This is a genomic window from Lipingzhangella rawalii, assembly GCF_031628175.1.
GTDB classification, from domain to species: Bacteria; Actinomycetota; Actinomycetes; order Streptosporangiales; family Streptosporangiaceae; genus Lipingzhangella_A; species Lipingzhangella_A rawalii.
The window spans coordinates 169,484-182,595 of the sequence record NZ_JAVLVT010000009.1; the positions used below are offsets into that span (position 1 = coordinate 169,484).

13 protein-coding genes are annotated in these 13,112 nt (G+C 70.4%); 9 read left to right on the plus strand and 4 right to left on the minus strand.

Features of this window, described 5'->3' with window-relative positions; genetic code table 11:
- Window positions 1-88: 88 nt before the first annotated feature.
- A complete protein-coding gene (locus RIF23_RS17410; RefSeq protein WP_407659503.1) occupies window positions 89-934 on the plus strand; it encodes a hypothetical protein in 846 nt (281 codons plus the stop codon).
- A 506-nt stretch (window positions 935-1,440) separates the two neighbouring features.
- Here the strand turns inward: RIF23_RS17410 and dapC are convergent.
- Window positions 1,441-2,556 (minus strand): succinyldiaminopimelate transaminase, encoded by a 1,116-nt coding sequence (dapC, locus tag RIF23_RS17415; protein ID WP_310913620.1) that lies wholly within the window; start codon window positions 2,554-2,556, stop codon window positions 1,441-1,443.
- A gap of 207 nt (window positions 2,557-2,763) precedes the next feature.
- Entirely contained in the window at window positions 2,764-3,087 is a 324-nt protein-coding gene (gene fdxA / locus RIF23_RS17420; protein WP_310913621.1) for a ferredoxin, read from the minus strand.
- Between the two features lie 213 nt (window positions 3,088-3,300).
- On the opposite strand from fdxA, the gene RIF23_RS17425 reads away from it, so the two are divergent.
- From RIF23_RS17425 to RIF23_RS17435, 3 genes are all read left to right on the plus strand, one after another.
- Entirely contained in the window at window positions 3,301-3,537 is a 237-nt protein-coding gene (locus RIF23_RS17425; protein ID WP_310913622.1) for a putative acetyltransferase, read from the plus strand.
- An 11-nt stretch (window positions 3,538-3,548) separates the two neighbouring features.
- Window positions 3,549-4,883, plus strand: coding sequence for a hypothetical protein (locus RIF23_RS17430; protein ID WP_310913623.1), 1,335 nt, complete (start codon window positions 3,549-3,551; stop codon window positions 4,881-4,883).
- 288 nt (window positions 4,884-5,171) lie between these two features.
- Window positions 5,172-6,236 carry a site-2 protease family protein gene (locus RIF23_RS17435; protein ID WP_310913624.1) on the plus strand — a complete coding sequence of 355 codons (1,065 nt, stop codon included), beginning with the start codon at window positions 5,172-5,174 and terminating at the stop codon, window positions 6,234-6,236.
- A gap of 2 nt (window positions 6,237-6,238) precedes the next feature.
- Here RIF23_RS17435 and RIF23_RS17440 read toward each other — a convergent pair whose 3' ends face one another.
- A complete protein-coding gene (locus RIF23_RS17440) occupies window positions 6,239-6,748 on the minus strand; it encodes a hypothetical protein (protein WP_310913625.1) in 510 nt (169 codons plus the stop codon).
- A 19-nt stretch (window positions 6,749-6,767) separates the two neighbouring features.
- Window positions 6,768-7,640, minus strand: coding sequence for an N-acetyl-1-D-myo-inositol-2-amino-2-deoxy-alpha-D-glucopyranoside deacetylase (gene mshB, locus RIF23_RS17445; protein ID WP_310913627.1), 873 nt, complete (start codon window positions 7,638-7,640; stop codon window positions 6,768-6,770).
- A gap of 100 nt (window positions 7,641-7,740) precedes the next feature.
- Here mshB and RIF23_RS17450 point away from each other — a divergent pair, with 100 nt between their 5' ends.
- The 5 genes from RIF23_RS17450 to RIF23_RS17470 all read left to right on the plus strand — a co-directional run bounded on the left by RIF23_RS17450 (window position 7,741) and on the right by RIF23_RS17470 (window position 12,980).
- Window positions 7,741-10,053, plus strand: coding sequence for a S9 family peptidase (locus RIF23_RS17450; RefSeq protein WP_310913629.1), 2,313 nt, complete (start codon window positions 7,741-7,743; stop codon window positions 10,051-10,053).
- 324 nt (window positions 10,054-10,377) lie between these two features.
- Window positions 10,378-11,520 (plus strand): S1 family peptidase, encoded by a 1,143-nt coding sequence (locus tag RIF23_RS17455; protein WP_310913630.1) that lies wholly within the window; start codon window positions 10,378-10,380, stop codon window positions 11,518-11,520.
- A 334-nt stretch (window positions 11,521-11,854) separates the two neighbouring features.
- Window positions 11,855-12,370, plus strand: coding sequence for a S1 family peptidase (locus RIF23_RS17460; RefSeq protein ID WP_310913631.1), 516 nt, complete (start codon window positions 11,855-11,857; stop codon window positions 12,368-12,370).
- A 15-nt stretch (window positions 12,371-12,385) separates the two neighbouring features.
- Complete coding sequence (locus RIF23_RS17465) at window positions 12,386-12,814, plus strand: S1 family peptidase (RefSeq protein WP_310913632.1); 429 nt, start codon at window positions 12,386-12,388, stop codon at window positions 12,812-12,814.
- Window positions 12,804-12,980, plus strand: a complete 177-nt coding sequence (locus tag RIF23_RS17470) for a chymotrypsin family serine protease (protein ID WP_310913633.1) — start codon at window positions 12,804-12,806, stop codon at window positions 12,978-12,980. Before RIF23_RS17465 ends, RIF23_RS17470 begins: the two co-directional genes overlap by 11 nt.
- Window positions 12,981-13,112: the final 132 nt, after the last annotated feature.

Genomic DNA, 13,112 nt, shown 5'->3' on the forward strand with positions numbered 1-13,112 from the left:
GCCGCAAGAGAGTACCCTGCGACATGTGTCCGGTAACCGACGTGGACAGCGCAGCGGCGCCGGGCGACCCTGGGTCGCCCTCGGTGCGATCGCCCTGCTGGTGGGCCTGGCCGGCGCGGTCCTCGTGGCGGCCGTGTCCTACGTGTGGACCAGCCTCGGCCAGCTGGAACTGGAGCCCGCACCACCGACCGCGGGCTGCGTGGCACAAACCCCACGCGGCAGTGTGGAACTGGACGTGGAACAGGCGGCGAACGCGGCGACCGTAGGCGGGGTTGCCTTCGAGCACGACCTGCCGCGGGAGGCCGTGGTGATCGCCTACGCGACCGTGTGGCAGGAGTCCACCTTCTACAACATCGAATTCGGGGACCGCGACTCGCTGGGGCTGTTCCAACAGCGCCCCTCGATGGACTGGGGAGAGCCCGAGGATCTTGTGGATCCGGTGTATGCCAGCGACGCCTTCTACACCGAGCTGGCCGAGGTCGAGGACTATCTGGACCTGCCGGTGTACGAGGCCGCTCAGGAGGTGCAGCGCAGCGCGGACGGCTTCGCCTATGACCAGCATGAGGACCGTTCGGCCGTGATGGCCGAGGCGTTCACGGGGGCCGAGGGTCCGGCAGTGTCCTGCTGGTTCGACCGGGACAGTGAGCCGGTCGGTCAGGCCGAGGTCGTTCCTGGACCCGAGGCGGCCGCGGCGGAGCTGGAGCGGGTGTTCGGGGTGGCCCCAGACGCGGTGCCCGAGATCCGCGCTGACGCTGACGAGCCCCAGACCGGGGATCTGGGCTGGGCGATGGCACTGTGGGCGGTCAGCCACGCGCAGGTGTACGAACTGGAACGGGTGTCCTACGGCGAGATGCGGTGGCGAGCCGATGACGCGCATGCCGGTTGGACCGAACGCGAGGATCCGCTGCCCGAGGGGGAGCTGCTTTTGGACTGAGCCGTCCCGGCGGTGCGCGGGCTGGTAGCACCTGGTGCCCGTAATCACGCACTCGCCGGCGCCGTTTCGGCCGCCGGCGGCGTGGCGCCCTGGGGGCGCTCCCCCGCACGACGGCCAACAGGGCGTGCGGGCGCTGTGGAGGCACTTCAGCCTCGCCAGGCAAACCCCCGCACCACGGCCCAACGGGCCGGGTGGGTAATGCCACCCAACACGGAGGGTGTCACCCCGCCCACACGGACAACTACCTCCCCGCACCGAAACACCCCCGCACCACCCAACAAGCCCGCTGGCCGTTGTGCGGGGAAGCGCCCCGGGAACAGGGCACCACCAGGGACCACCACGGCGCGACGCCGCCAGCGGCCACCACGGCGCCTACGGGCGCGTACGCACCGCCACCTCAATCCCCCGGCGGGCCGTGTAACTGTGGCCCGGATGTCCTTCGTGCCACCCAGTGCATGTCCGCCCCAGGCAGCCTCGCTCCCAGAACGCGACGCCGGCGGCCACCACTAGCGCAGTGTGGCCAGGCGCTGCACCGCGGCACGAATCCGCTCGTCGGTGGCGGTGAATGCCACCCGTACGTGGTTGGCGCCCGCGGGGCCGTAAAAATCGCCGGGTGCGACCAGGATGCCGTGGTCGGCCAGCAGCTTCACCGACGCCCAGGCGTCCCGTTCGGGGTGGGACACCCACAGGTACAGGCCCGCCTCGGAGTGGGTGACCTGCCAACCGGCCTCGACCAGTGCGGTGCGCAGTGCCGCCCGCCGTTCGGCGTAGCGCTCCCGCTGCTGCCGGGCATGGTCCTCATCGGCGAGTGCGGCCCGCAGGGCGGCCTGGACCGGCGCGGGCACGATCATGCCGGCCTGTTTGCGCACCGCCAGCAGTTCGGCCACCAGCTCGGCGTCCCCGGTGACGAAGCCGGCGCGGTAGCCCGCCAGGTTGGACCGCTTCGACAGCGAGTGCACCGCCAGCAGGTTGGCATGCGAGTCCCCGCACACCTGGGGATGCAGAATCGAGGTGGGGGCCGTGCCGTCCCAGCCGAGATCGAGGTAGCACTCGTCCGAAGCGAGGATCGCGCCGGTTTCCCGGGCCCAGGACACCAGCTTGCGCAGGTGGTCCACCGGCAGGACCCGGCCGGTGGGGTTCGCGGGTGTGTTGATCCACAGCAGGGGCACCCGGGCCGGCCCCAGCTGGGTGAGGCTGTCCGCCGGCAGCGGTTCGGCCCCGGCCAGGCGGATTCCGATGTCGTAGCTGGGATAGGCCAGCTCGGGGTGGCCCACGACGTCGCCCGCGCCGAGCCCCAACAGTGTCGGCAGCCAGGACACGAGCTCCTTGGAACCGATCGTCGGCAGCACCGCCGACGGCTCCACCTGCACGCCGTGCTGGCGGTCGAGCCACTCGGCGACGGTGGCGCGCAGCTCCGGAGTACCGTGGGTGGCGGGATAGCCGGGCGCGTCGGCCGCGGCCGCCAGGGCGGACTGGAGGGCGGGCGGGACCGGATCCACCGGAGTGCCAATGGACAGGTCCACGATGCCGTCCGGGTGAGCCCCGGCACGGCTGCGATAGGGGTTCAGACGATCCCAGGGGAACGTGGGGAGCCGATCCACGACGCTGCGGCGCTGCGGCATCCGGGCCTGCTTCCTGTCTTGGTGTGGTCCTCGTGGTCGTCGCTGGTGGTCCGCGAACGTCGTCGGTTGGCCCACCGGCGTGGTTGGACAGGCCGACAGGCCGCGCCCGCCGGCCCGGTTCGCGAGCCGGCGGACGGCGGTCCCGTATTCGCCGGGTGGGCCGCGACCACCGGCGCCGCTAGGGCTCCGTCAGGTCACGACCCGAGGTCACTCCTCGCCGCGCGGCGAAAGTGCGGCAACGATTGGATGGTCCCGATCGATTTTGCCGACCTTGGACGCGCCGCCCGGGGAGCCGACCTCGTCGAAGAACTCAACGTTGGCCTTGTAGAACTCCGACCACTGCTCCGGCAGGTCATCTTCGTAGTAGATGGCCTCCACGGGGCATACCGGCTCGCAGGCGCCGCAGTCGACGCATTCGTCGGGGTGGATGTAGAGCATGCGATTGCCCTCGTAGATGCAATCGACTGGGCACTCATCGATGCAGCCCTTGTCGAGCACATCGACGCATGGCTCCGCGATGACGTAGGTCACCTCGTACTCCTCTTCGGTCGTCGCAGCGTGGACCGCGTATTCCCCCGCCGTGGCGTATTCTGGCGTACTCGACCCGCACTTGTTCGTGCGGGCTCCGAGCGCCACAACGGACCGGTGCCTCCCTGGGGCTCGGTGAGCCGCGACAGTGGCTCCACAGCACCCAGTATGGCCCTGGTCCCGCCCTTACGCCTAACCGGGGGGAGGCAAGTCGCGGTGGCAGTGCACTACAGCAACAACGTTTCTCCCGACGACATCGGCCAGCGCGTCACTGTACGCGTGCGGCTGCCGGAGGGGAAGTTCGCCGACACCATCGGTGTCCTGGAGGAATGGTCCGCAGGTGTCCTGCGGATCCGCAAACGCGACGACTCCGTGGCCAACGTCACAGCAGCCGACATCGTGGCAAGTAAGATCGTGGGGGATCCTCCCGTCCGACGCTCGGCAGGAAGGTAGCTGGCCCCACCATGCAGGAGACGGTCGCATCCGCGCTGGCACAGCTGAGCCGCACCGACCCCAGAGTGGCACAGACGGCGGAACACGCACTGTCCACACTGACCGCCGGGGAGGGACTCGCCGGGCTGAACCAGCGCACCGTGCAGAAGTTCTGCTGGCAGGTGCTGCCGGCACGGTACGCGTCCTCTGCCGAGGAGCAGGAGTTCGTGGTGCGCTCGCTTGGCGAGCTGTTTCAGCTGCTGGGCCTGTCCCGCTACGCGGAGATCTGCACCTCGGCGGCGACCCAGGAGATCCTGGCGGCGCACCAGCGCGGCTCCGACACCGGAAACGCGGCGTTCGAGCGGCACATGCGGGCCTCCGGGGTGGAGCCGCCGGACCTGAGCGAATTGACCTGGGGAACCGCCCTGGGGTCGGCGGAGATCGAAGCCTATGACGCCACCTCGGCCGCCCTGGAGCTGGCGATCGCGCTGGGCGACGTCCAACCGGGAACCACGGGCTGGCGTACCGCCCAGGAACGTCAGGCCCGGGCGTTTCTGACCCAGCCTGACGACCAGGGCCGCAGCCGGTTGGACAAGATCCGCGAGGAGCGGGTGCGGGCGTGGTTGTCCTCGGCGGGGCATCCGCACCGCCAGCACCTGGTGCCGCTGCTGGGGCAGATCATCGCCGGGGCGGACCCGCCGCACAGTGCGCATGCCGCGCTGAGCCCGGTGCAGCGGCTGCTGGAGTTCGCCAGTGACGGGATCGCCCTGACCCAGATCGGCTACCTCTCCCCGAACGTGGTCCGCGAAATGTGCACGGAGTTCGACTGGACCCCCGTGTCCACGCCCCCGCGCAGCGAGACCGACGTGACCCAGATCATCACCCTGCACAAGTTGCTGCGCAGCATGCGGGCGGTCCGCCGCTCCGGGCGTCGGCTGATCCTGACCCGGCGGGGACGGCGGCTGCGGGACAGCACCGAGTCGCTGTGGGTCGCGGTTGCCGAGAGTGTGCTCAACACCGACGGCTTCGAGCAGGCCGCCACGGAAACCCTGTTGGGGCTGCTGCTGGTGTGGTCGCCCCGCTCCACCGGGAGTCACAGCAGCGAAAGCGCGGTCGACATCGCCGCTGAGGCACGCACGATCCTCGCCGACGCTGGCTGGGAGAAGGACACCCCACGGCACGGGCAGCGCCAGAGCCCGGTGGACTCGGTCCTGATCACGGTGGCGTGGCTATTGGAGACCCTGGGCTGCGTGTCCCGGGTCGGGCTGATGCACGAACAGCCCACCCTCACCCTGACGAAGGTGGGACGGGCTTTCGCGTTGACAGCGTTCCACCTCTCGGCCACCACCCCCCGCGCCTCGCTCTGAGCTACCCCAGAGTCGACCCCGCCCCGCATGCGCATAGCCTTGCGAGTGCGGCCCGAGGCGTCGCCGCTGGGCGATGCCCTGTGGTGCACGGGCGCGCGGGGCACGTCGACCGTGCTGGGGGCACTCGTTGTCGGGCTGGTCGGCGCCCGTGCCCCGCGGCAGGCCCGGTGGGCCACGGCCGCCAGATGGCGCGGACCCGGCCGGGAGACAGCCGGGAACCACACAGCAGAACCTGGCCACGGTCCGGGACGGATCGTGGATCCACAGTGCACAAGGGGCGGGAGCAGAATGTCCACCGGCGAAGGTCAGCCGCGCGCGGAGGCAGCTGAGTCAGCGGAAACCGAAGAGGCAGCCGAAACAGCACACCCCCAGGATCCGGAGCACCCGGACGCGGATGCCGAGGTGGTGACCTGGGAGGACTCCGGGCCCCAGGACCGCGCGGACCGGGGTCGTCTCCGGCAGGGGGGCCACCGCCATGACGAGGCCGGCCCGGGCGACGACGCGGCCGTGATCACCGAGTCCGAGCCCGCGGCCGACAGCCCCGACGGGGTGGAGACGGCGGCCGGCCCGCCGCGCGCGTCGATGTTGCCGAGTCCGCTGGTCCTGCTGATGTTCGGTCTGGCGTGCCTCGGGGGCTGGATGGCGTGGACCCGGCTGGACATCGGCCCGTTCGTGCTGGTGCTGTGTGCCTGGATGGTGTCGGTGGCGCTGCACGAGTGGGCGCATGCCCTGCTGGCGCACCGCTTCGGGGTCCCGGGCCTGCGCGGCGGGGGCCTGATCACGATGAACCCGCTGCGCTACCAGGAGGCCTTCGCCCGATTCGTGCTTCCCGTGGTGATCCTCGTCGTGGGCGGGCTGGGAATGACCGGTCCGGCTCCGCGGGCCGGCGCGGCGGCGGACGACGGGGGGAAGCAGCCGGCCCCGCTGCGCCGTAGCCTCATCGCCGCCGTGGGGCCGGCGGTGAACCTGGTGCTGGCTGGGGTGTTCCTGCTGCCCGTGGTGCTGGTGTTGGGCACCAACCCCACCGACTCCTGGTTCTGGTCCTCCCTGGTGTTCCTTGCGGCACTCCAGTTCACCGCCGCGGTGATCGCACTGCTTCCGGTGCCGGGCCTGGACGGCTTCGCGGTCCTCGCGCCGTGGCTGCCGCAGCGGATTCAGCAGCGGTGTGGGCCCGGGGCGCCAGGTGCCGCCAACCTCGGCGTCTTCGCCGTGGTGGCGGTGTTCGCGGTGGTGTGGTTCCCCCCGGTGCATGCGGAGCTGGTCAACGGGCTGTTCTCACTGACGTCAGCCGTGGGGGTGGATCCGCTCCTGCTGGGGCTGGGCCAGGCGGCTTTCCCGTTCTGGAACAACTGAGGTCAGTTGGTGATGACGGGCAGGCGCTGGGCGGGACGGGTGGTCAACGTCGCCACGAGCACCACGAAGATGCCGCCGAACAGGAATGCGTAGTTGATGGCGTTGGCGGTGATCACGATCGACTCGCCCACGGTGTAGCCGGTGAGGGCGAACATCGCCAGGGTCCAGCCCAGGGCGAAGGCTCCGGGACCCACCCGCGAGGCGGTGCCGTAGGCCGCGAGCCGGCACACGACAAACAGCAGCCCCAGTGTCACCGCGACCACGAGGGCGCCCAGCGCCATCCCCAGTGGTCCGGCACCCCACAACCAGCCGGCCCACCCCAGGAACATGCCGCCCAGGACCCCGGAGACGATCCCGGTCACCAGCAGCAGCCCGGCGGCGATCGCGCCCAGCGCCGTGGTCAGATAGTGCAGCGGCACCGCGGCTCCGGGTCGGGCCGTCCCGGTGTCCGGAGCGTCGCGAGGGCCGTCGGGGGTGTCGGTTCGGGAGGTGTCCGATGAATCCTGCGTCACACTGGCAGCCTATCCGGCGTCACTGTGGCTCATCGTCGAACAGGTCGGTGCTGTAGCCGTCCGGGCCCGGGCGGGTGCTGGGCCCGCGCAGCAGGGTGAAGTACTCCACCGCACTGATCTCCTGGGCGATGCCGTTGGAGAGAGCGAAAAGCTCCCCCTCGACACTGATCTGGGTGGCGTGCGCGCGCATCGCCAGCGCTTTCGCGGCCCAGTGGGGTCGGGCATCGATGCGGGTGGTCACCAGCTCGTCCGGGGTCGCAGGGGTGAGATCCTCCACCTTCTGGGGCGGGGTGAAGGGGCCGGGTGCCGCGGTGAGGCGCTCCAGGGACGCGGTCAGTTCGGAGGCGGGGGCGGCGATCGTGTAGAGGCGCTGGGTCTGCCAGGAGCTCCCGGGCAGGGACCGGCTGGCGGCGAGTTCGAAGGCGCGGAGGGTGACCCGGTGTGCCTGGATGTGATCGGGGTGCCCGTAGCCGCCGTTGTCGTCGTAGGTCACCAGAACGTGGGGACGAACCTCCCGCACGATCTCGGCGAGCTGTCCGGCCGCGGTGTCCACGTCGGCGCGCCAGAAGCTGTCGGGATGGTCGTTGCTGGCTGCGCCCATCATTCCGGAGTCGCGGTAGTAGCCGGCACCGCCCAGCAGGCGATGGTCACGCACCCCCAGGGCGAGGCAGGCCCGGGCGAGCTCGCCCTGGCGATGCTGCGCCAGCCCACCCTCGGCATCGCTGGCCAGATGGGCGAGCTCCGGCGGGATGATCTCCCCCTCCTCGCCGAGTGTGCAGGTGACCAGGGTGACGTGCGCACCCTGCGCGGCGTACTTCGCCATCGTGGCGCCGGTGACGATCGTCTCGTCGTCCGGATGGGCGTGTACAAGCATCAGGCGGCGCTCAGTCATGAGGGTGACCATAGCGGACCTGCGGGATTGGTGGCCCGGAATCCGGAAAGTCCCGTCCTGGGTGGAACCGCTGCCGCGGATCACCTGTCACAATCGACGCATGAGTTTTCCGCGGCAGTACGCGCGCACGCGTAGGTTCACGCTGGGGGCTCCCAGCCGGTTCCGGATCTCGCCGGACGGGCGTCGGGTCGCATTCGTGCGTTCGCAGCACGGGACCGATCCGCAGGGAGCCCTGTGGCTGGCCGAACTGGGCTCCGCCTCCCCTCAGGCCGGAGCGGAGCAGGGCGCTGCGGGAGATACGGCCGGGGACATGAGCGCCGAGAACACCGAGGTGTGGCACGAACGGCTCCTGGTCGACCCGCGCTCCCTTGCCGAGGATGCGGGTGATATTCCCCCCGAGGAGCGGGCGCGGCGGGAGCGTGCCCGGGAAACCGGCGGCGGAATCGTCAGCTACAGCACGGACCGCGCGATGCGCACGGCGGTGTTCGCGCTTGGGGGGCGCCTGTACGTGGTGTCCCTGGCCTCGGGCGAGCCGCAGGAGCGGGCGGATGGTGTCGCGACCGGCACGCCACGGGAACTGCCGGTGGCCACGCCGGCCGTGGATCCGGTGCTGAGCCCGGACGGTAGCCGGCTGGCCTATGTGCACAACGGTGCGGTGCGGGTACTGGAGCTGGACTCCGGTGTGGATATGGTCCTCGCGCACCCGGGAACCGGGGCCGGGGAGACGCCCGAGGAGACGTCCGACACGGTCACCTGGGGGCTGGCGGAGTTCATCGCCGCCGAGGAGATGCAGCGCACGCGCGGCATGTGGTGGTCACCGGACTCGCGTGCGGTGCTGGCCGCACGGGTGGACACGGCTCCGGTGCAGCGGTGGCACCTGGCTGACCCCGCCTCCCCCGAGTCCACGCCGCAGCAGATCGCCTACCCGGCCGCGGGGACCGCGAACGCGGAGGTCCGCCTGGCGGTCCTCGCCGTTCCGGAGGCACGCAGCCACCCCGGACCGGTGGAGCCGGTGTGGGTGCAGTGGGACCGTGCGGCGCTGCCGTACGTCGTGGCGGTGCACTGGTCCGCCACGGCCCCGCCCACGCTCGTGGTCCAGAGCCGCGATCAGCAGCAGCTGTGCCTACTCACGGTGGCCCCGCACAGCGGCAGCAGTGAGGTGCTCCGCCGCGAGTCCGGACAGCCGTGGGTGGAGATCCCCAGTGGCGTGCCCGCGCGCACCGGCTCGGGAGCGCTGGTGTGGATCGCGCCGCTTGCCGACACCTACGCCCTGAATGTGGACGGCCAGGCCGTGACCCCTCCGGATCTGTACGTGCGGGCGGTGGTCGACGCGGGTGTGACCGCCCCCGAGGATGTGGCCGACGGGCTGCCGCTTGCCTCCGCCGCCCGGGAGACCGTGCTGTTCACTGCCTCCACCGAACCCACGGAGGTGGAACTGTGGGCCTACGATCCACAACGGGGACTGCGCCGCCTGGGGGAACCCGGCGGGATGCAGAGCGGGCGGCTGCGGGGTGGAACCCTCGTGGCGCAGCGGCGCAGCTTGCACGAGGACCGGGTGCACACGTGGATCGAGCGGGCGCACACACCGACACACACGGTGGTCTCCCACGCGCAGCGTCCGGAGCTGGCCCCCCCGCGGATCACCCTGATGCGTTCGGGGCAGGAGGAGATTCGCACGGCGGTGCTGCTGCCGTCCTGGTACGAGCCCGGCTCCGGCCCGCTGCCGGTGCTGCTGGATCCCTACGGTGGGCCGCACGCGCAACGGGTGGTGGCGGCCTACCACGCCTTCCTCAGTCCGCAGTGGTTCGCGGAACAGGGCTTCGCCGTGGTAGTGGCGGATGGCCGGGGCAGCCCGGGGCGTGGCCTGTCCTGGGAGCACGCGCTCGCGGGCAACCTGGCGGACCCCCCGCTGGAAGACCAGGTGACCGCGTTGCATGCGGCGGCGGAGCGGCATCCGGAGCTGGACCTGAACCGGGTGGGGATTCGAGGCTGGTCGTTCGGGGGCTATCTGGCCGCATTGGCGGTGCTGCGCCGGCCCGAGGTGTTCCACGCGGCGATCGCTGGGGCACCCGTCACGGACTGGCGGCTGTACGACACGCACTACACCGAGCGGTATCTGGGGATGCCCGAGCAGGAATCGAAGCGGTACGCACACAGCTCGCTGCTGGAGGATGCCGATCGGCTGGAGCGTCCCCTGATGCTGATTCACGGTCTCGTGGACGACAATGTGGTGTTCGCCCACACCCAACGTCTCTCCTCGGCTCTCCTCGCGGCGGGGCGCACGCACACGGTGCTTCCCCTCGCCGGGGTGACGCACATGCCCGCCGACGAGGTCGCGGCGGAGAACCTGCTGCTGCTCCAGGTGGACTTTTTGAACACCGCCCTGCTGACCACATCCGGCCACAGGGAATAACGTTCGTTCACTTGACACGAGAACGCAAGTCCTGATTCTCACATTCTCCGCACCGGCAGTGACATCGATATTCGGACCTTGAACTCGAATATCGATAGGTGGGATGACCTGCGCTGGTTTACTTATCAGGACATTTCGACTTTTGTGTGATCCACGGCACGGGGTACCGCCATTCGTGATCTCGTCGTAGCTTCCTAGTTGATCGACATTTCTCCGGTGCTCGATCGGCCGGGCGGGCCACAAGCCCGCCGGGTCCCGGGTGGAGCCGGCCCCCTCCGGCGACACCCAACTCCTTGTCCGACAACTCACAAGGAAGTATCTACCGTGCGAAAATCCCCCATTTTCACCGCGGCTGGTAGCACATTCCTCCTGGTGGGTGGTCTCGTACTGACCGCCCCCGGCGCTACCGCCGACACCCCCGACGCGGATGCCCCCAACGGAGCCCAACCCCTCCTGGAAGCCGTGGAGTCGGACCTGTCCGACACGGCCACCGCCGAAGCCCTGGACCAACAGGTTGAGGCCGCCGAGGTCGAGGAGGAGCTGCGTGCCGAGGTCGGCTCCGAATTCGGCGGCGCGGTGTTCGACACCGACGATGCGGAACTCACCGTCAACGTCACCGACGCCGCGGCTGCGGCGGACCTTCCCGACGACGTCAACGCCGAGGTGGTGACCTACGGCGAGGACGCCCTGGCGGACTTCGTCGCCGAACTGGACGCGACCGCCGAGGCCGACGACGGGGATCTTCCCCTGGATTCCATCACCCGCTGGGCTCCCAACGTCGAACGCGACGTCGTCGTCATCGAGACGCTGCGCGGCCAGTCCGATGCCGCGTCCGAATTCGCCGAGGCGGCCGGCATCGATCCGGACGTCGTGGAGATCGAGGTCACGCACGAACGTCCGACCATGCTGCAAGACGTCGTCGGTGGCCAGGCCTACTACCCCGGGAGCAGCCGCTGCTCGATCGGACACGCGGTCGAAGGTGGATTCGCCACCGCCGGCCACTGTGGTTCGGTCGGCACCTCCACAACCAGCCCCACCGGCACCGTAGCCGGCTCGGTCTTCCCCGGCAGCGACGCGGGCTGGGTCCAGACCAACGCCACCACAACCCCGCTGGTGGACCTGTACCAGTACGGCGGCTACGCCACCGTGGTCGGTTCGCAGGAGGCCCCGATCGGTGCCCAGGTGTGCCGCTCCGGCTCCACCACCGGCACCTACTGCGGCACCATCCAGGGCAAGAACGAGACGGTCAACTATCCGCAGGGCACCGTGAACGGGCTGACCCGGACCACCGTCTGCGCCGAGCCCGGTGACTCCGGTGGCTCCTGGATCACTCCGTCCCGCGACGCCGCCCAGGCCCAGGGAGTGACCTCCGGCGGATCCGGAAACTGTAGCTGGGGTGGCACCACCTACTTCCAGCCGCTCAACCCGATCCTCAACCACTGGAACCTAACCCTGGTCACCGGCTAACCGGTACCGGGACTCCCGGTCCTGGCGCCCTCGCATCCCCCGGGGCGCCAGGACCGCCCTGTGCCCCCACCTCTGCCCCTCGGTCAACACAGTCAGACCCCGCACCCGGCGAACGCCCATCCCCGTTGCCGCACACCGTCGGACCGGGGGTCCGGATCTCCGACCCGGGCCCCACCCAGACCCCAGCCGGCCAGTCCACCCGGAGACGACCCTCCGGGCGGCGCTACGCCCGGCTGGGCCGGGGCCGGGATCGGCCCCGGCTCGCGCACCCACACCCAGCTTGCTGTGCGCGAGTGATGCCTTGTCCCAGCACACAAGCGAAGGAGCAAGGACGATGCTATTCCGCACCGGAGCCGCCACGGGCGGCACGGTCGCACTGCTGGCGGGTCTGCTCGGCGCCGCGCCGGCGACCGCCGAGACGGAACCCAACAGCACAGCCCCCGATACCGGACCAGTAACCCAGTTCGCGATGGAGGAGCGGGACCTCTCGGCGACCGAGGCCGAGGAACTCCTCACCGACCAGGTGGACGCGGCCACCCTCGGCGCAGAAGTCGAGTCCAGTCTCGGTTCGGACTTCGGCGGTTCCTATGTCGAACCCGGCACCGGCGACCTGGTCGTCAACGTCACCAACGCCGAGGCCGCGGCGGAGCTCCCCGACGGCGTCACCACCGAGGTCGTCACACACGGCGAGCCCACCCTGAACGAATTCAGTGCCGAGCTCGACCGGACCAAGGCCGACGTTCCGGCCGAGGTGGTCTCGTGGGGTCCCGACGTGCGCTCGGACCGGGTGGTCGTGACCGTGCTGGAGGGCGCCACCGACGCCGCGGAGGAATTCGTGGCCACAGCCTGAATCGATCCGGACGCGGTGCAGATCGAAGAGACCGACGAACGTCCAGTCCTGGCCCAGGACATCGTCGGAGGCCAGTACTACAGCACCGGATGGTCCACCTGCTCCGTCGGACACGCGGTCGACGGCGGCTTCGTCACCGCCGGCCACTGCGGCGGCGTGGGCACCCCGACCAGCAGTCCGAACGGCACGGTCGCCGGATCGGATTTCCCCGGTAACGACATGGCCTACGTACAGAGCACCTGGAACCCGACCCCACTCATCCACCAGCACGGGCAGGGCCCCACCGTGACCGTGGCCGGCGGTCAGGAAGCCGCGGTCGGAGCCGACATCTGCCGCTCCGGCGGCACCACCGGCGTGGACTGTGGACAGATCGAGGCCAAGAACCAGACGGTGAACTACCCCGAGGGCACGGTAACCGGCATGACCCAGGCCAGTGTGTGGTGAGCCGGGCGACTCCGGCGGCTCGTGGTACTCCGGACCGGACCACGCCGCCCAGGCCCAGGGGGTCACCTCCGGCGGCATCGTCGGCTGCCCGGGCGACGGCCCGATGTACTTCCAGCCGCTCACCCCCATCCTCGATCAGTGGAACCTCGACCTGACCACCGGCTGACCCCGACACACGCCCGGCCCTGGGCTACCACCGCCCGGCCCGGGGCCGGGCTGGTATGGGCCGGCTCCCCGCCGTTCCGTTGTGGTGGCCGGATCCGGCCACCACAACAAAGGAAGAGCGGCGTGTGGGGGA